Source organism: Ruegeria sp. D1(2025) (assembly GCF_056536425.1).
The window spans coordinates 740230-758178 of sequence record NZ_JBQFPO010000002.1 but is presented as its reverse complement, the minus strand read 5'-3'; the positions used below and the strand labels follow the sequence as shown (position 1 = coordinate 758178).

Annotated in this window: 15 protein-coding genes; 6 read left to right on the top strand and 9 right to left on the bottom strand. The window is 57.7% G+C overall.

What is annotated here, in order from left to right; translation table 11 throughout:
- Window positions 1–59: 59 nt before the first annotated feature.
- The 6 genes from ACR1XU_RS09380 to ACR1XU_RS09355 all read right to left on the bottom strand — a co-directional run bounded on the left by ACR1XU_RS09380 (window position 60) and on the right by ACR1XU_RS09355 (window position 6458).
- On the bottom strand, window positions 60–728 hold the full coding sequence (locus tag ACR1XU_RS09380; protein WP_480905600.1) for a dCTP deaminase: 669 nt from the start codon (window positions 726–728) through the stop codon (window positions 60–62).
- Window positions 729–1033: 305 nt separating this feature from the next.
- Window positions 1034–1933 carry a tyrosine-type recombinase/integrase gene (locus ACR1XU_RS09375; protein WP_480905603.1) on the bottom strand — a complete coding sequence of 300 codons (900 nt, stop codon included), beginning with the start codon at window positions 1931–1933 and terminating at the stop codon, window positions 1034–1036.
- Between the two features lie 657 nt (window positions 1934–2590).
- On the bottom strand, window positions 2591–3055 hold the full coding sequence (locus ACR1XU_RS09370; RefSeq protein ID WP_321251590.1) for a phosphate-starvation-inducible PsiE family protein: 465 nt from the start codon (window positions 3053–3055) through the stop codon (window positions 2591–2593).
- A gap of 367 nt (window positions 3056–3422) precedes the next feature.
- Window positions 3423–4769, bottom strand: coding sequence for a metal-dependent hydrolase family protein (locus ACR1XU_RS09365; protein WP_480905606.1), 1347 nt, complete (start codon window positions 4767–4769; stop codon window positions 3423–3425).
- A gap of 155 nt (window positions 4770–4924) precedes the next feature.
- The gene (locus ACR1XU_RS09360; protein WP_480812698.1) at window positions 4925–5503 is read right to left on the bottom strand and encodes a hypothetical protein; all 579 of its coding nucleotides are present in this window, start codon (window positions 5501–5503) and stop codon (window positions 4925–4927) included.
- A 208-nt stretch (window positions 5504–5711) separates the two neighbouring features.
- Window positions 5712–6458, bottom strand: coding sequence for a porin family protein (locus ACR1XU_RS09355; RefSeq protein ID WP_480812697.1), 747 nt, complete (start codon window positions 6456–6458; stop codon window positions 5712–5714).
- Window positions 6459–7018: 560 nt separating this feature from the next.
- On the opposite strand from ACR1XU_RS09355, the gene ACR1XU_RS09350 reads away from it, so the two are divergent.
- The gene (locus tag ACR1XU_RS09350; RefSeq protein ID WP_480905610.1) at window positions 7019–7186 is read left to right on the top strand and encodes a hypothetical protein; all 168 of its coding nucleotides are present in this window, start codon (window positions 7019–7021) and stop codon (window positions 7184–7186) included.
- 63 nt (window positions 7187–7249) lie between these two features.
- On the top strand, window positions 7250–7930 hold the full coding sequence (locus ACR1XU_RS09345) for a hypothetical protein (protein ID WP_480905613.1): 681 nt from the start codon (window positions 7250–7252) through the stop codon (window positions 7928–7930).
- Between the two features lie 53 nt (window positions 7931–7983).
- On the opposite strand, the gene ACR1XU_RS09340 is transcribed toward ACR1XU_RS09345, so the two are convergent.
- Window positions 7984–9060, bottom strand: coding sequence for a T6SS phospholipase effector Tle1-like catalytic domain-containing protein (locus ACR1XU_RS09340; protein ID WP_170816804.1), 1077 nt, complete (start codon window positions 9058–9060; stop codon window positions 7984–7986).
- Entirely contained in the window at window positions 9038–11329 is a 2292-nt protein-coding gene (locus tag ACR1XU_RS09335) for a xanthine dehydrogenase family protein molybdopterin-binding subunit (RefSeq protein ID WP_480905615.1), read from the bottom strand. Before ACR1XU_RS09335 ends, ACR1XU_RS09340 begins: the two co-directional genes overlap by 23 nt.
- A gap of 115 nt (window positions 11330–11444) precedes the next feature.
- On the opposite strand from ACR1XU_RS09335, the gene ACR1XU_RS09330 reads away from it, so the two are divergent.
- The 4 genes from ACR1XU_RS09330 (at window position 11445) to ACR1XU_RS09315 (ending at window position 17089) form a co-directional block, all read left to right on the top strand.
- On the top strand, window positions 11445–12176 hold the full coding sequence (locus ACR1XU_RS09330; protein WP_480905618.1) for a dienelactone hydrolase family protein: 732 nt from the start codon (window positions 11445–11447) through the stop codon (window positions 12174–12176).
- A 78-nt stretch (window positions 12177–12254) separates the two neighbouring features.
- Window positions 12255–15416 carry a valine--tRNA ligase gene (locus ACR1XU_RS09325; RefSeq protein ID WP_480905621.1) on the top strand — a complete coding sequence of 1054 codons (3162 nt, stop codon included), beginning with the start codon at window positions 12255–12257 and terminating at the stop codon, window positions 15414–15416.
- A 137-nt stretch (window positions 15417–15553) separates the two neighbouring features.
- Window positions 15554–16717: a benzoate/H(+) symporter BenE family transporter gene (locus ACR1XU_RS09320; protein ID WP_321251568.1), complete on the top strand. Its 1164-nt coding sequence runs from the start codon at window positions 15554–15556 to the stop codon at window positions 16715–16717.
- Window positions 16718–16756: 39 nt separating this feature from the next.
- Window positions 16757–17089 (top strand): DnaJ family domain-containing protein, encoded by a 333-nt coding sequence (locus ACR1XU_RS09315; RefSeq protein ID WP_170678066.1) that lies wholly within the window; start codon window positions 16757–16759, stop codon window positions 17087–17089.
- On the opposite strand, the gene ACR1XU_RS09310 is transcribed toward ACR1XU_RS09315, so the two are convergent.
- Window positions 17090–17872 carry a crotonase/enoyl-CoA hydratase family protein gene (locus ACR1XU_RS09310; RefSeq protein WP_480905624.1) on the bottom strand — a complete coding sequence of 261 codons (783 nt, stop codon included), beginning with the start codon at window positions 17870–17872 and terminating at the stop codon, window positions 17090–17092.
- Between the last annotated feature and the right edge of the window lie 77 nt (window positions 17873–17949).

Below are 17949 nucleotides of genomic sequence, written 5' to 3'. Positions count from 1 at the left end.
TCTCATCTCCACTCCTTGGCGGTTACGATGAGCCAGAAACCCTCTCTTATCAAATCTACTTAAACTGTCCCATTGGTGCTGACGTCAGACAATTTTGCCTCATCTACTGCTTTGGCTGCAGCGCTTTCCATACGTGAACCATAACTGGCAAAATCAGGAGAAAGCTTTTTAAGAACTGAATCAATGACAGGTGGCTCGATTTTCCCTCCCCTGCGCTCTGCGTAGTCTTTCAATGCTGGCCTTGGCATTCGAAAAAATAACATGGATCCAATGCGATCACCCTGGCTCAAAATATACGGGCGTCGCCCCATGTTTATTAGCGTAAATCGGAGATGCCCGAAATAACCTGGGTCAATATGACCGGGGTTAGTCATGAGTATGGAATTTATTGATACGCCAGCAGGAGGAAACCCAAATGCTGCAACGCTTCGAGTAAGCGTGACCCGCTCACGCGTTTCCACGATTACAGTATGACCAGGAAGCAAGTCCAAACCGGCTCTTGCCGGTACAATTTCGCTATCGTCGGCATCGGGAGCGTAGATGCGACCGATCGTAAAGTCGATGGACGCAGGCTGCACGGCGCATCTCTTATTGTCGAGATCTTCCAGAGAAGGCTTAAAGTCCTCATATGTTTCTTGATCTTCAAGTAATCGCTCGACTCGGATCTCACCTGATGACAGTGCTTCTACGAGATCTTGATCCGACAGTAGGCCGAAATAAGTCTGCATCGCGTATCTCCAGTTAAACGCAGTAGTGAGGCGTGAACCACTTAAGGGCAGTCTTTTCGCGGCATCCTAAGCGGATAGCAAGACTGGAAGGTTGGGGTGCCGGGGCCCTAACAGGCGGGGGTAGCATGCAAGCGGGAGGACTCGGTACCTCTGTTGAAAGTTGCGAGTATGCTACGCATGGCTATTCGCACCCGAGCTGTTTGAGAACTTTGCTCTGCTTCCCGCCTATGGGATTACCGTATTAATAATCCTTGCCGGCTGATCGCATCAGAGTTTGTCACAGCGTGTCGCTTGCAGTGGTCGCGTTATCGTCGGGGGACTCTGCCACGGTACCACAAACACTTGGTTAAGTTTCGGCTCTCTGTTTTGCCCACCGTTTGCGTTGGGCCTCGGCGATCTTCGCTCGGCCGGAAGCAGACTTCGGACCCGTAGACTGTCCAGACATCACCGTCGATCTGCTCTTCCCTCAAGTACCGTATTGGCCGTGACCGTACCCCGGTCAAAATTAGAAGTTTCAGAGCAAGGTGTGTGACTGTACCTTCGTCCAAGCTTTTGTAGAACTCAGGCACTTCACTCCAGGCAAGCGACGGAATGTTGGTGGTGGCCTTACGCGGTTTGCCAAGCAATGCACGTGCCTTCCTGGGGGCCTGCAAGTCAACATCAATGCCCAGCGCGGCTGCATGCTCCAGACAAATAGATGTCCGTGTCAACGCCTTCCGAGCAGTCTCGGCTTTCTCATGCCAGATAGGCGCAAGGCAATCCCGCAGATCGATCTGAGTAATTTCAGCAACCGGCACATGACCGAGTTTGGGTATGACGTGTAGCTCCAGCGGACTAAACCAGCGCCCCGCTTTTCCGCCACCCCGCAACTCAGACTTCCGCGCTTCAAACGCGTCCCGAGCGACGTCTCTAAACAGATGCAAGTTGCGCTGGGCTTCTACACGTCGTTTCTGCCGCTCTCTGATCGGATCTCGGCCTTCCCGCAGTTCGCGTCGGGCTGCGTCAGCTGTTTCCCGCGCCTCCGCCAAGCCAACATCCGGCCAGCGCCCGAGGCCCATTTCCCGTCGCTTACCGAAAACCGTCAGTCTAAGAACCCACTTACCGCTTTTGGAATCTGCCTTCACAAGCCAGAGCCCAGCGCCATCGCAGTACTTTCCAGCCTCTAACGCGATAACGCAGCGCACGCTCAGTTTGTTTTTCGCCATATAGCGCTCCACCAGCCCACCTATTGGTCCACCTCTAGGTATGGTATGTACTGCCGCTAGTCGAGATTAATTGAGGCCGAATGAGGGAGATAAGTTAATATTTTTCATACACTTAATCTCTATCTGAGATTTTATGAGACATCTACATATGGGGTTTCAGTGCCCTCCAGCAGCACCATAACCTCCTGATAATAATTAAAAATTAGGCTTCTCCCAAACAGTCAAACCGCAAGAAAGCACTGCAAAGTGCTGCATTCGCCGGCAAGATTGTTTCTGCAACGTGCAAAATGCGTGCAAACGCGGTGCAGCCAATAAGCGTCATTTCGAGAGGGGAATCTGTAATTTGCGGCGCTTCCAGAAAATGGAGAGTGCTCAAGATAGCAGAAATCCTTTAAGCAGGCGTTTCGTTCGCCGCTTTGCTTCAAACGGCGTGCAGGCTCTGGACCTATTAAACGATCAGAATAAGCCGCCCGCCAATGGTGCTGCAACAACCAAGCTGACCTTCTTTGCTTCCGGCATTAGGGTTTATGTTGGCAAAGTCCGGTTATTCCACGGATTAGTCGGGGGTTAATCAGGAACGCATGGGCTGACGAGGTTTCTATTTCATGTTCAGGAAACAGCTTCACAGAAGCGATGGCAACAAAAGATCCGAGTGACTCATGGTTTTCTGGCTATAAGCCAGTAGGTTACGCCCAGCGCAAGACCGATTGCTGCGTAACCAAGAAAGTACTGAGGTTCCAAATTTTTGTCGTCTAGCGTGATGATTTTTCGAGCTACAGCCATCAAAGCTGTTGCGACAACAAGCTTGATGTGGATGACGTCGGCGGTCAAATATAGTGTAATATTTGTATAGATCTCTATCGCAATGAGAACGACCAGCACGGCGCTGAAAACCGTGAGAAGGTCACTGACTTCCAAGATGTAGACAGGTGGTTCCAGCAACTTTTGGTAGGTTGTGAAACCGGCGTCAATAATTGCCATCAGAATGATTCCGAGCATCAGCACCGACAATGCCCTGACACCGTGGCGGATCATGCGGTTGCACCACCGAACAATGGCATCTTCGTGATCGGGGTCTAGTTCCACATGTGCTGGGATGGGTTTGTTCTCTTCACCACTCACTGTAATCTCCAATTCCGACTTCATTCGCAAGCGTGAGAAATTTCATGGTGTTGCATCGCTCACTTCGGCTTGGACCGAGTTTTCCCATGAAACGCGTGTAGTCTTCCAGGCCGATCTTTAGGTCTTCAAAGCACTCTGTTGGGCTCTGTGAGTTCATTTTCTAATCGGGGCAAATGCCTCTTTTCGGGATAAGCGGTCGACGAGCCTCGGTTCATTGACGGCGGTTCTCCATTGTCACCGCGTCTGGTTGGATTTTTGAGCCCTCTCACTGCTATTCACTGCCAAACTTTCGTACTGAGTGTGTACACCTACCACGGACTTGACTGAATCTTGCGTTCAAATCGTACATTGCGTCTGAGGGGCCGCTTCACTCAAGACTGTTTTTGTAGATCACACCATCCTTCATGATAACCGAGAAGTTGGTCTCGGGATCGACCATCAGAGTGATATCCTCCACCGGGTTGCCATCCACCAGCACAAGATCGGCATAAGCCCCGGGTTCAATAACTCCGAGTTTGCCTTCGTGGTAAGGGTTTCGTGGCCCGGAGAGGGCAAGGAGTTCAGCGGTGTTGAATGTCGCTTGCTGCAAAACTTTCGCTCCTGACCACCATCTTCCGCGACGCTCGAACTCCAGATTCTGCATAGCAAGAAGCGCCGGTGAGCCAAATAGGTCGACCCCAAAGGCAATCGGCAGGTCGTACTTCTGGATGAGCGAGACGAAGGTCTCCACATTGTCTCGGACTGGTGCGCCCTTGGCGATGGTGTCCGGGTCTCCTCCTGCAAGCATCTCATCGTCTGGTGTGAAGATCAGGAACTGTGGATTGAGGATGGCACCCGCATCTCGAATTGCCGCGATGGTCGCTTCTTCCTTGATCAAATTGCCATGATCAATGCTTTTTACACCGCCGGCCAGCGCTCGCATAACCGACTCGTCTGAATATGCGTGCACCAGAACATAGGTATTCCAATCCTCGGCCGCATCCACCGCAGCACGGATCTCCTCGACTGAGTAATGCGTGGTATCCAGTGGGTCATAGGGGCTGGAGTTGCCACCTCCCAGGCTTAGCTTGATTTGGGTCGCCCCTAGCCGCAACGCCTCGCGGGTCATGGCACGAACTTCCGGCACACCGTCTGCGATGAATGACCACTGCGTCTCGAAAAAACTACGCTCGCCACGCTGCCTCGGGTGGGTTTCGTTGTACAAACGAAAGTCAAAATGCCCGGACGTCTGCCCTATGAAATGCCCGGAACAAAATATGCGCGGCCCAGGTATGATGCCTTCATCAATGGCCTGAGCAATACCGTAGCAAGGCCCTCCGGCGTCCCGCAGGGTCGTGAAGCCGCGCATCAGCATGGCCTCAGCCTCCCGCGTCGCCAACGCGCCGACATAGGTCCAATGCAGATTGTAGGCGAGTGCAATGGGACTGGCACCCAGCATGATGTGATTGTGCCCATCGATCAGACCGGGAACGAGCATGCGCCCGCCGCCGTCAATTACAGTTGCGCCTTCGGGTGGCAACTCAGCGGTCGAAACCTCGGCGATAAGGTTGCCCGTGACCCGGACGTTAGCATTTTCGATCACAGTTGCATTTCGACTGTCAAAAACATCGACGTTTAAAAAAAGAGTCGAAGACTGAGGGGTTTGCCCGATCGCAGGCGAAAAAGCGGTCACCGCGGTAAGTAGGCTCAATACATGTGCAAGCTTAATCAGCATTATTTCCCTATTTTCCAGTTCACAGAGCGCGAGTGTCCCCGTTCGCACACCATGATACACAGTTTTTCGATGAGCATTCAAAACTGGCCTGGAGTGCACCTGACATGCTGCTCCAGATCCGTCAGAGTTTCAGACCTGATCCTCCTTATTGTTGGTCAGCGTTTGTGGGATTGTTCATCAGCTCGGCGCAGTGCAACTTTTTCTGCTTTGCGGCGGTGAATATTCTCTAACTCGGCCCTGATCCATTCTACGGCGCCCCACAAACTCTGGGCAGGAATATCCCGGCAAAAGAAATTGAACTTACAGGCCAAATCTTCTTGCTCGTCCGAATTTTCCTTAGCCGATATAGCAGCAGTTGCCAGGCCTGTCAGAAAGCTTGGTGGCAGGTTCCAATTCTCTCCCACTGAGAGCCGCTCATAACCACCCTCAAAACTAATGCGCTTACTGAACTCACCTTCGTGCACGATGGGGTTGCTAGCCAATTTCCACACCGCTTCCGGCATCGTAAGGCCTTCAAATTTTGTGCCAATTACTCTAACGCGGAAGGCAAACTCCCAAACAATCTCCTCTTGATCAACGAGCAGCTTCTTGAACCTCGCACCGGGGCCTTTTGACGGGTATCGTTTTCTCGCCGTCGCATCCAACGCCTGGAAGATTGCTGTCGCCGCGTTCTCATAATCGCCGTCGGCGATGTCCCTTACTGCTCTTTTCAAACGCCTACCAATTCCACTCATGATTAATACCTACTTCGGCCTTCGCGCGCTCGACCCGGTCGCCTTGATAACCTGATCGCTAACCAATGGTCGGGCACCTCAGTGCCACGACTTCACGCACTTGCACCACAAAAGAGCTGCGCTTCGTTTCGGGAGATGGCCACAGCGAAACAATTGAAGCGACCTGCTGAAATCAAAAGCGAAATCTATCCGCCCCACACAGGAACACCTAATTGAAAGCGTATGTCGCGCCGATCAGCAGGCCGGACTGGCTGAAGTCAAAGTCGTTACCATTCACTTTGTGATCAAATGCAATATGGCGGTATCCGCCTCTGATCATCCATCGGTCGTTTATGGCATAATCCGCCGTCAGCAAAATCTGCCAGGTCTCGCTGCCACTTCGGAACCCTCCGTAGTCCAGAAAGGCCGTACCGGACCAGCGATCAGAAATCGCATAGCGGGCGCGGAGACCTATGACAGGGTCTGTCCAACTGGCGTCTACGGTACTGGTCGTCCCAGGCAATGCCCCCGGGGACAGCGTGAATTCGGTTTCCGTGTTGAACCACCTGAACCCTCCTGCCAGATCCAGTTTCAAAGTTGGGTCTTCGTAGACGCGGTAACCAACGTAGCCGCTCAGGAACTGCGTCTTGAGGGACGTTTCCACGCCGGAGAACGCAGGCCCGGACAGGTCGTTGTCAATGGAAAGCTTGGTATAGTTGTAATCGGTCAACAGGCTCCACCGGCCGTTACTGGCCGCGAAGGCACCCATGAAGGCGAGGTCCAGCTTGCTGAGCGCGTCCGAAAAACTGAGCGTTGCGTCGATGTTGCCGTTCGGGGAATCCAGTGACGTCTTGGTCTCAGGCATGAACAGATAAATCGTAGCTTCGTAGTTCCAGTCGCTCGACTGCGCCGCGACGGGAAGCGCGGAGACTGCCAGACTGAGGATCGCGGCTGTCCATGTGGGTAATCTGTTCATAAATTCCTCCTATAACATGCCGACTGCATGAACTTTCACAGCAGGGAGGGGCCAAAATCGCATTCTGGTATTCTTATGTGAATGATGGCGATGGCGGTGATCCGAGTCAAAAGGATTATCTGATCGTGCTTCGTTCAATCAGCATTTCAACCAATGGCTTATCTGGCGGGCTACTCTTTAACTGCCTATCTGAGTGGACCCACGGTTGTGCTGAAGAAACGGAGAACCAAGAGGGACGTCTAGTGCCCGGAAAAATTCTCTCTGAGCGCTGAGGTTGAAGCTTCGAAAGTGTCCGGGATGTTTCGATCGGGCGCAACCTGCAACCGGACGTCCGATGCCTGGCATATACACTTTGGCTTTGGGAAAGGGTTGAGGGGCTGGCATGAGTGAGGGGGTCTATTCGGCCAGCCCCCCGTGTAGTGTTGGACGGAGGTGTGTGTGGTTGCTCCGTTGTCTGATAACTAACAAATCGAGCGGGGCTGCGGTATTGGGGGTTCCCCGTAGTTGGGCAATTTAATCCTTCCGACATAATTCAGACAGAGCGCGCGGCTAATCGGCAGATGTGGCGCGTTCTGGTGTGTTCTGCGATTGCTGATGGGTACGAGTTTGGCGCGTCACACCACAGCACCAAGGGCGACATGACACTGCGTGGCAAATTCGCGCGGAAGCCGGAACAGGTCAGCTCTTGGGCGGCGTTGGGCGGGTCGATGCAGGTTGTGGTATTCTGAAGGCATCCACCGGCGGCATTGTATTGAGTCCGCTTGGGATCCGTTCTTGTTTCGGAGTGTCCTATGAAATTTATCAATTCTTCCACACTCATCCTTTGCGCCGCCCTTCTGCCGACATCTTGCAGCACCATTTTTCACACGGATTTCGAGAGCGGGACGCCCGGACAGTCGCCACTGTCCAACCCGCCAGGGCCACCCGCCGGCGACAGTATCAGTGTCGGATCAGAAGAGTTCTTCTTCGTATCCGCCGAAGACGCCATTGCCGGCGATCTTTCCCTGAGCATCCGAGAGCGGACACCTGCAACAGAGACGTCCGGCGACCATATCATTTTCCGGACGTCACCGATCAGCGACGAAACCGCGCCGATCTACATCACGTGGCAGGGGCAGATTCTGGATGATGGCGGAATGATCGTAGATAGCGGTGTCGTGGGGCGGTATGTCGGCCGGGTCGTTTTCAACAATGGCCAGATTTCCATGTTTGATACACCGGTGGGCAGCTACAGCATCGGCGACAGGCACACGGTTCTGATCTCGATGTTTCCGGACAACATGGTTTATCGCCTCGCCGTCTTTGGTGATGCTTCATTGGAGGCGCCATTTGCCGAGGCGAACCTGCGCGACCTTGACGGCACCCCTGACAACGAAGGGTTCGTCGATGTTTCCGTCAGCGCCTCGGCAGATCAGAACAGGTTCTATGTCATGGATGACGTGACAGTGTCGCTGCGTGATCCAGGCGATTGATTAGGGGCATTCAACATTTTGTAGCGCCGACGGCGGTGGATGGCCGGTCGCGGTTATTGCGCCGGATGAGAGGGCAAGTTGGGCATGGGCACCCAGCCCGGCAGATCATCCGGTGAAACCGACACGTGCAGATGTTCCGAGCGGTCCCGACCGACCTTGCGATGCTTGCGCAGAAGGAAGATCTTGCCCCAGCCTCTCCATGTCCCGACTGATCTGGCGGACGCATCGACCGGGAAACGCTCGCGCCAACCGTCCGGCAAGGGCAGACCATGCAGTTCTGCCTTGTCCAGCATCCAGATCAGGGAGATGTTGCTGAGTGGGCGCGCATCTTCAAAGCCGTTCAGTTGCCCGCCGACATCGCCATGGGTGCCGCGGAACCAGACCTGTTCGACATGGCCGCGGAACTCGGGCGTACATTTCCACAGGACCGGTTCGAACACTTCGCGCGTCTCATCCAGCGCCAGGGCGTGATAGCCGTGGCGGGTCGAGGGACCAAGCTTGTGGTGGTGAAAGGCATGCCGATCCTCGGCCCAACGCCACAGCATGGGCAGGCGCAGGCCCAGCGCCTTGACCGTATCCCAGACGCCAACCATTTCTATCGCAATTTCGTCATGGCAGAACTTGCGCCGGAAATCACCTGCCGCTGCTCCGCCTGGATTGCATTCATAATGGCGATAAGCCTGTTTGATGTTGCGTTCGGTGGCATGCTCGGCCTTGAGTAGGCCAATCATGTCGATGACACCGGCAAGACTACGCACACCGTACGCGCCACGGGAATATCCGATGAAGTAGATCCGGTCGCCGGGCTTGTACCGCGAGGCAAGATAGCCGTAGGCACGCCTGATCTGGCGATTGATGCCGCGCCCCATCATCACATCCAGCGAGGACTTCCAGCTTTCCCATTGCACACCGGATTCGTAAAAGACCGAGACTTGGCTGCCCATTTCCCGGCACAGGCGGTAGGTCTGACCGGCATGTGTCTCAAGGCCCGGCTCCAGCGTGGACATGGTGCCGTCCAGAATGATGACATGGCTGATTGGCTCGCGATGCAGCGCCTCGGCCGAGTGCTCGGAGCGAAGCGGCCGTCCGAGCCATCCCAGAACCTTTCTACTCAGCCGCGACAGAACCATGTGTCAGCATCTCCCATACTCTGTGAGGTGTGAAAGGCATGTCCGCCTGCCGTACCCCATGATCCCAGAGCGCATCCTGAACCGCGTTTGCAACAGCGGCCAGCGCGCCCACGGTCCCGGCCTCACCGCATCCTTTCATCCCCATCGGGTTGGAAGTTGACGGAACCGGCGCCGAGGTAAACTTAATCATGGGTATCCCGGCGGCACGGGGCAAGGCGTAATCCATCAACGAAGCCGTGAGCAGTTGCCCCTGCGCATCATGCACCACACGTTCGTTCAGTGCCTGGCCAATGCCCTGCACCACCCCGCCATGCACCTGCCCCTCGGCCAGCATCGGATTGATAAGGTTGCCGAAATCATCAACCACCGTATAGCGGTCGACCCAGGTTTCCCCGGTGAAAGAATCGATCACGACTTCGGCAACATGTGCGCCGTTGGGATAGCTGCGCGCTTCCAGATCGGCGCGTGCCGTGTGTTGCAACAGGTCGGTACGGCCATCGGCGCGGGCCATCTCGGCGGCCTCGATCAGGGTGGGTGTCAGGTTGGACCCCGGCGCCCGAAAGGTTTCGTGGTCAAAAATCACTTGGGTTTCCTCGACCCCCATCTTACCGGCCAGATAAGGCGTGAATGCGGCGATCATGATGTCGATTGTGGCCAGTGTTGCCGTGTTTTGCACCGTCACCGAGCGGGATCCGCCCGTCCCGCCGCCATGCGCCAGACGGTCGGTATCGCCCTGGACCACCACGATGCGGTCCATTGGTATCCCGGTCTGATCCGACAGGAAGTGAGTGTAGGCCGTCTCGTGTCCCTGCCCATTCGATTGAGTGCCAACGCACATGTTCACCATTCCATCCTCGCGGAACTCGATCTTCGCGTTTTCGGAAGGGTCGCCCAGAATGCTTTCGATATAGTAACAAAGCCCCTGCCCCCGGATCAGGCCTCGTTCAGCATCGGCGGCCTTTCGGGCGGCAAAGCCTCGGGTCTGCTCGCCAGCGCGGCTGAGAACCATGTCGAAATCGCCGACGTCATAGGTTTCCCCTGTTGCGGTTTTGTAGGGGAAGTCCGCAGGTTTGATGAAGTTCCTGCGCCGCAGTTCCCACGGATCGACACCCAGTTCGCGCGCGGCGCGGTCCATGACCCGTTCGAGGACATAGATCGCCTCGGGCCGGCCCGCGCCGCGATAGGCGTCGACCTGCGTGGTGTTGGTGTAGAACCCTTCGACCCGCAGATATGTGGTCTGAACATCATAGACACCCATCAGCACCTTGCTGAACAGGCTGGTCTGGATGGCCTGCCCGAAATGACTGTTATGGGCGCCAAGGTTGACCTTGCTGTGGACCCGGTAAGCCGTGATCCTGAGATTCTCGTCGAAAGCCAGTTCGGCCAAAGAAGTCAGATCGCGGCCATGATGATCGGACAGCATCGCTTCGGACCGGTCGGACATCCAATGCACGGGTTGCCCCAATTTCATGGCGGCAACGCAGACACAGAAATATTCGGGATAGGGCATCACCTTCATGCCAAACCCGCCACCCACATCCGGCGTGGTGACACGGATCGCCTCGGTTTCAAGCTTCAGTTTCTGCGCCAACTGCGCCCGCATCGCCCAGACACCCTGACCGCCATAGGCGAAGTGCAGCCGGCCGTCCGACCAGCTGGCCTGACAGCCGCGCGGCTCGATCGAGTTGATGATGACCCGGTTGTCGGCCACATTCAGCGCCACGGTATGGGCGGCGGACTGAAAGGCGGCTTCGGTCGCGGTTTCATCGCCCAGCCCCCAGTCAAATGCGCGGTTATCCGGGGCTTCGGGATGCAGCGGCTCTCCGCCCGCATCCACATCCAGCTTGGCGGGCAGATCATCGGTCTCCATCCAGATCAGCTCAACCGCGTTCTGCGCCTGAAGCTGCGTCTCGGCAATCACTGCAACAACGGGCTCACCCACAAAGCGCACACGGTCTTTGGCAAGCATGTGCCGCTGTGGCGCCGCGCCTTGCGAGCCATCCCGGTTGGGCATGATCGCCGCGTTCATCACAGTGTCGATCCCGGTTGCGGCCAGATCGTCCAGCGTCATGACCAGGCGGACCCCATCCGCCTGCCGCGCAGCATCCAGATCCAGCGCTATGATCCGCGCATGCGCAACCGGGCTGCGGAAGAAGGCCGCATACATGGCATTGTCCGGCACGCCATCGTCCATGTAGCGCCCCTGCCCGGTCAGAAAGCGGTGATCTTCGGTCCGTTTGACCGGCTGGCTTTTGCCGAACTTTTCCATTGCTGTCCCTTTCAGGCTACTGTGGCTGCGAGGTTAGCCCCCGCATATGCGATGTCCAGTCGATCGCGAAGAAATTCGATTTCCAGCGGCATCCCAATGGTATAGCGTCGGCGCCATGACCTGGACACATGACGCCGTATTCCCGTTCACCGCCCCGCTCAGCACCGGCACAGAAACCACGCATGACGTTTATGTCGGGGGCGAAGGTCCACCGATCATGATCCTGCAGGAACTGCCGGGGATCGGGCCGGAAACGCTGGAACTGGCGCAGCGGCTGAACGACTCGGGGTTCCGGGTGTATCTGCCGCACCTGTTCGGTACGTTCGGCAAAACTCAGACGGGCAGGAACTTTGCCCGGCTGTTCTGCGTCCGGCGCGAGATCAACATGTTCATGAAAGGGCGTCAAAGCCCGGTTGCGGGCTGGATGCGGGCGCTGGCGGGTCATATCCGGGATCAGGAAGGCAGCGCGGGCGTTGGTGTCATCGGCATGTGCCTGACCGGAAGCTTTGCTCTGACCTTGATGGCCGACGACGCGGTTCTTGGAGGCGTGGCCAGTCAGCCCGCATTGCCGATCTTTGGCGGCGACAAGCTGCATATGAGCGCGCAGGACATTTCGGATGCACGTTTGGGCATGGCGCAAAAAGGTCCCGGTCTGGCCATGCGGTACGCCAAAGACAACCTGTCGCCCCAAAAACTGATGCAGGCGCTGGAAAGTGCCTTTGGCGAGAACCTTGAAACGGTTGAGTATCCGGGCAAGGACCATTCGCTGCTGACGCTGGATTTCCACGATCCAGCCTACCAGCGCGTTGATACCTATTTCAAAGACCGATTTGAGATGGCCGGGTAGCACAGACGCCCTTCCCCTTCCTGCGTGCATTCGCTATTGCAAGCGCTGACCCGATTTTGTTGACGCAGGACGCATCCCATGGCGATGGAAAAGACATTCAACGCGGCCGAGGCCGAGGCCCGCATCTACAAGGCCTGGGAACAGGCCGGAGCCTTCAAGGCAGGCGCGAACCGCTCGCGCGACGAAAGCTTTACCATCATGATCCCGCCGCCCAATGTCACCGGCGCGCTGCATGTGGGTCATGCGTTCAACAACACCCTTCAAGATATTCTGACCCGCTGGCACCGGATGCGTGGCTTTGACACGCTGTGGCAGCCCGGTCAGGACCACGCCGGCATCGCCACGCAGATGCAGGTGGAAAAGATGCTGGCCGCCACCCAGCAGCCGGGGCGCCGCGAGCTGGGGCGTGAAGCATTTCTGGACAAGGTCTGGGAATGGAAGGGCGAATACGGGGGCACGATCATCGAGCAGCTAAAGCGCCTGGGATCATCCTGCGACTGGTCGCGCAATGCCTTCACCATGGCAGGCGCGCCGCGCGACCCGCGCACGGGGCACGAAAACTCTGCGAATTTTCACGACGCGGTGATCAAAGTCTTTGTCGACATGTACGAAAAGGGCCTGATCTATCGCGGCAAGCGGCTGGTCAACTGGGACCCGCATTTCGAGACCGCGATCTCGGACCTTGAGGTCGAGAACATCGAGGTCGCGGGTCATATGTGGCACTTCAAGTACCCCTTGGCGGGCGGTGAAACATATGAGTATTTGGAAAAAGATGAAGATGGGAATGTGACCTTCCGCGAAGAGCGGGACTACATCTCGATCGCCACAACCCGCCCCGAAACCATGCTGGGCGACGGCGCGGTTGCGGTTCATCCCTCGGATGAGCGCTATGCGCCAATCGTCGGGAAACTCTGCGAAATCCCGGTTGGGCCGAAAGAGCATCGCCGTCAGATCCCGATCATCACCGATGAGTATCCCGATCCCGATTTCGGCTCGGGCGCGGTGAAGATCACCGGTGCGCATGACTTCAACGACAACATGGTCGCAAAGCGCGGCGGCATTCCGATGTACCGCCTGATGGACACCAAAGGCGCAATGCGGGCCGATGGGGCTCCTTACGCCGAAGAGGCAGACAAGGCGCAGGAATACGCGCGCGGGCGTGAGTTTACCGAGAACGAGATCGACGCGATCAACCTGATCCCCGATCACCTGCGCGGGCTCGACCGGTTCGAGGCGCGCGCGAAAGTGGTGGAAGAGATCACCAACGACGGTCTGGCCGTCATGTGCCGCGCGGATGATCCGCGTCTGGGCTCGACGGCGCTGAAGCCCGAGCACGAAGGCGCGGACAAGCTGGTGCCGCTGGTCGAGAGCAAACCGATCATGCAGCCCTTTGGCGACCGCTCGAAAGTGGTCATCGAGCCAATGTTCACCGACCAGTGGTTCGTCGACGCCGCCAAAGTCGTCGGCCCCGCGCTGGATGCAGTCAAGGACGGCACGGTCAAGATCATCCCTGAATCGGGCGAGAAAACCTATTACCACTGGCTGGAAAACATCGAGCCCTGGTGCATCTCGCGCCAACTGTGGTGGGGGCATCAGATTCCGGTTTGGTATGGTCTTGACCTGTCCGCCGAAGACTTCATCGACGACGAAAACGACGGCAACCTTGATCTGGTCGAGATGGGCCGTTTGCTGAACGAAGGCGGCATGCTGCACCGTGGCAACGTCATGGAATGCGCGTCCAGCCTTGAAGCGGTTACCGAGAAATTCCTGGACGACATTGCCAACATCCCCAGCCCGCTGAGCCACGCGACAGTTATCGAAGTCGCCGACAAGCAGGAGGCGATTCATCAATTCGCCGAAAGCCTTGCACAATATGCAATCGAACAGGATCCGACTAAGCTGGTTTACCCGGTCTGGCGCGACCCTGACGTCCTGGACACCTGGTTCTCCTCCGGCCTCTGGCCCATCGGCACGCTGGGCTGGCCCGAACAGACCGAGGAACTGGAACGCTACTTCCCGACGGACGTTCTGATCACCGGCTTCGACATCCTGTTCTTCTGGGTCGCCCGGATGATGATGATGCAACTGGCCGTGGTAAACAAAATTCCGTTCCACACCGTCTACCTGCACCAGCTCGTCCGCGACGAGAAGGGCAAGAAGATGTCCAAGACCACCGGCAACGTCATCGACCCGCTGGAAATCGTGGACGAATTCGGCGCCGACGCGCTGCGGTTCACCAACGCCTCGATGGCAGCGATTGGCGGCGTGCTGAAACTGTCGCGCGAACGCATCACCGGCTACCGCAATTTCGGCACCAAACTTTGGAACGCCGTCCGTTTTGCCGAGATGAACGAGGTCTTCACCGACGCCGTGCCGCAACTGGACGTGGCCGACCTGAAACCCAAGGCCGCCGTAAACCGCTGGATCATCGGCGAAACCGCCCGCGTACGCGAAGAGGTTGACGCGGCGCTGGAAAGCTATCGCTTCAACGATGCGGCCAACGGACTTTATTCGTTTGTCTGGGGCAAGGTCTGCGACTGGTACGTGGAACTGTCGAAGCCGCTGCTTCAGGGCGACGACGCCGAGGCACAGGCCGAAACCCGCGCCACCATGCGCTGGGTTCTGGATCAGTGCATGGTTCTGCTGCACCCGATCATGCCCTTCATCACCGAGGAACTCTGGGGCCTGACAGGCAACCGCGCCAAGATGGTGGTCCACGCCGACTGGCCGACCTATGCCGCCGCGGACCTGATCGACGCGGATGCGGATCGTGAGATGAACTGGGTGATCTCGGTGATCGAAAACACCCGCTCGGCCCGCGCGCAGATGCGCGTTCCGGCGGGCCTCTATGTGCCGATGCTGGTGACCGAGATCGACGCCAACGGCCAAGCCGCTTGGGATCGAAATGAGGCGCTGATCAAGCGTCTGGCCCGCATTGACAGCCTGACCAAGGCGAATGAACTGCCCAAAGGCACCATCTCAATCGCCGCCCCCGGCGCGTCTTTCGGTCTTCCATTGGCGGATATCATCGATATCGGCGCGGAAAAGGAACGGCTTGAGAAAGCCAAGGGCAAGCTGGCCAAGGAACTGGGGGGCCTGCGTGGGCGCCTGAACAACCCCAAATTCGTGGCTTCGGCCCCGGAAGAAGTGGTTGAGGAAGCCAAAGCCAACCTCGCCGCCCGCGAAGAAGAAGAGGCAAAACTGAACGAGGCCCTTGCCCGTTTGGCAGAAATCGCCTGATCTTCATCTTTTCCCAAATACTCAAATCCCGAGCCCCGCCACCTGTCGGCGGGGTTTTCTTTTGGTGACGCGGCTTTCCCCTTGTTCCCGACTGCTTGCAATTGTTAGCAATTTGCCCAAGCAACCCCGAGGCAGAAATGGCGCATTCCCATCCCCCCGTGCAGACGATTTCGACCGGCCTGGTGGTGGCGGTGGTCGGGTTTTTCAGCTCGTTCCCGATTGTGTTACAAGGCCTTGCCGCCATGGGTGCCTCGGCAACTGAGGCTGCCTCCGGCCTGATGATGGCTGCGGTTGCGATGGGGCTGGCAGCCATAGTCCTCAGCCTCTGGTATCGGCAGCCGATCAGCGTGGCCTGGTCCACGCCGGGCGCTGCGTTGCTGGCGGTTTCTGCCACCCCTGCCGCCGGTTTTTCAGGGGCTGTCGGCGCGTTTCTGTGCGCCGGAGCGCTGACCGTTCTGGCAGGCCTGTGGCGTCCTTTGGGGCGGTTGGCGGCTGCGATCCCGACAACGCTGGCCCAAGCCATGCTGGGTGGGGTTCTGCTGCCGCTGTGTATTGTGCCATTCAAGGCGGCGGTTGAGCTGCCCTGGCAGGCATTGCCGGTCATCGTAACGTGGTTTGTCGCCGGCCGGATCAATCGGTTGATCGCAGTTCCTGCTGCGGTTATCGCGGCGGCGATTGTCGTTTTTCTGAACGCGGGCGACAGCTCGGTCCGGCCCGAGCATCTGGTGGCTGCCCCTGTTTGGACAATGCCGACGTTCTCAGGGGCCTCGGCCATAGGCATAGGCCTTCCGCTGTTCATCGTGACCATGGCCACGCAGAATATCCCCGGCATCGCGGTGATGCGCAGTTTTGGTTATGCACCCGAAGCTGGCAGGCTGTTCTCGGCCGTCGGCGGGGCCAGTATTCTTTCCGCGCCATTCGGAGCCCCTGCCACCTGTCTGGCCGCCATCACCGCCGCCATGTGTTCGAACGAGGACAGCCATCCGGACCGGAATCTGCGCTACTGGTCCGCGGTCATGGCAGGCTTATTCTACTGTCTGTTCGGCGTTTTTGCCGTGGCGATCACCGGGTTTGCCGCCCATGCCGACCCGCTGCTGATGGGAACGCTGACCGGGGTTGCGTTGATCGGTGTCATGGCAAACGCGACCTCTGCGGCGCTGGAAGTTCCTGCCGAACGGGAAGCGGCGATCCTGACATTTGCGATCACTGCTTCCGGTATCACCGTGTTCGGCTTGGGCGCGGCGGTCTGGGGTCTGGCGGCAGGCGGCATTGCGTATCTGGTTACGAAACGGACCCGGTAAATGCTTTCGTCTGCAACAATGGTCGCGTATAGTCCGACCATGCTTGGATCACTTGGAAAACTGGTGGAACGCCAGATCAAAAAGGCGCAGGCGGAAGGTCAGTTAGAGGGGCTGGACGGCGAAGGTCAGCCCTTGCCCGATCGTTCGACCGAGGCCCAGAGCGATCCGGCCATTGCGGCCGGGCACCGGATCATGGCGCAGGCCGGTGTGCTGCCCGAAGAATTCGGCATCAGAAAAGAACTGGACGCGGCCCGACAGGCCTATGCCGGTCTGACCGATGCCGCAGACCGAAAAGCGGCCATGGCGCGCATCGCCGATCTTGAGATGCGTTACAACATGGCCCGTGATGCGCGCCGGGCGTTCATGCGGTGATCACTTGAACTCGGGCTTGCGGCCCTGCATCTGGGCCGAGATGACCTCGATCTGATCCGGTTTGCCGATCAGTTCCACCTGTTCCGCCGATTCCTCTAGCAGCACCTCGGCGCGAGCCTTGCATTCGGCCACTTCGATCAGTCGCTTGGCGGCACGGATGGCCGAGGGGCTTTTGCCCGCGATATTTTCGGCCAGAGCCAGCGCCTCGGTCATTGGATCATCCGACAGTCTGGTAACAAGCCCCCAATCGGCGGCTTGCTGGGCACCGATGGGGCGGGCTGTATAGGTCAGCAGGCGCAACACGTCCGAGCGGACGAGTTGCGGCAACAGGACCATCCCGCCCATGTCGGGGATAATGCCCCATTTCATCTCCATCACGGCCAGCTTGCTTTCGGGATGGGCGATACGGATATCCGCGCCCAGGGCGATTTGCAGACCGCCGCCATAGGCCACGCCCTGAATGGCGCAGATCACCGGCGCCGGCACCCGCCGCCAGATTAGCGCAAGCTCCTGCATCTCGTTGGCGTCATGGTGGCTGCGTGTCATCAGCCATTCAGTCGGGTCCATATGGGCCATCTTGGCAAAGCTTGCCATGTCGAGACCTGCGCAGAAGCTTTTGCCTTCGCCCGACAGAACAACGGCCCTTGCGTCCGAGGCCGCGACTTCCTGACCGGCGGCCAGGATCGCCTTGATCATCGCATCATCCAGCGCGTTCATCTTGTCGCCCCGGGTCAGCGTGACGTGGGCAATGTGGTCTTTATATTCGACGGATACGCGCGCCATGCGAGGCCTCCCAGATCCTGTTTCGCCGATCATGCCCTGAAAGGCATGGCCAGTTCCACCACGACGTGAGGGCAGAT

Coding starts and splice junctions, on each gene's coding strand:
- ACR1XU_RS09380 (WP_480905600.1), bottom strand. CDS start 728: ATGCAGACTTATTTCGGCCTACTGTCGGATCAAGATCTCGTAGAAGCA.
- ACR1XU_RS09375 (WP_480905603.1), bottom strand. CDS start 1,933: ATGGCGAAAAACAAACTGAGCGTGCGCTGCGTTATCGCGTTAGAGGCT.
- ACR1XU_RS09365 (WP_480905606.1), bottom strand. CDS start 4,769: ATGCTGATTAAGCTTGCACATGTATTGAGCCTACTTACCGCGGTGACC.
- ACR1XU_RS09360 (WP_480812698.1), bottom strand. CDS start 5,503: ATGAGTGGAATTGGTAGGCGTTTGAAAAGAGCAGTAAGGGACATCGCC.
- ACR1XU_RS09355 (WP_480812697.1), bottom strand. CDS start 6,458: ATGAACAGATTACCCACATGGACAGCCGCGATCCTCAGTCTGGCAGTC.
- ACR1XU_RS09350 (WP_480905610.1), top strand. CDS start 7,019: ATGTGGCGCGTTCTGGTGTGTTCTGCGATTGCTGATGGGTACGAGTTT.
- ACR1XU_RS09345 (WP_480905613.1), top strand. CDS start 7,250: ATGAAATTTATCAATTCTTCCACACTCATCCTTTGCGCCGCCCTTCTG.
- ACR1XU_RS09340 (WP_170816804.1), bottom strand. CDS start 9,060: ATGGTTCTGTCGCGGCTGAGTAGAAAGGTTCTGGGATGGCTCGGACGG.
- ACR1XU_RS09335 (WP_480905615.1), bottom strand. CDS start 11,329: ATGGAAAAGTTCGGCAAAAGCCAGCCGGTCAAACGGACCGAAGATCAC.
- ACR1XU_RS09330 (WP_480905618.1), top strand. CDS start 11,445: ATGACCTGGACACATGACGCCGTATTCCCGTTCACCGCCCCGCTCAGC.
- ACR1XU_RS09325 (WP_480905621.1), top strand. CDS start 12,255: ATGGCGATGGAAAAGACATTCAACGCGGCCGAGGCCGAGGCCCGCATC.
- ACR1XU_RS09320 (WP_321251568.1), top strand. CDS start 15,554: ATGGCGCATTCCCATCCCCCCGTGCAGACGATTTCGACCGGCCTGGTG.
- ACR1XU_RS09315 (WP_170678066.1), top strand. CDS start 16,757: ATGCTTGGATCACTTGGAAAACTGGTGGAACGCCAGATCAAAAAGGCG.
- ACR1XU_RS09310 (WP_480905624.1), bottom strand. CDS start 17,872: ATGGCGCGCGTATCCGTCGAATATAAAGACCACATTGCCCACGTCACG.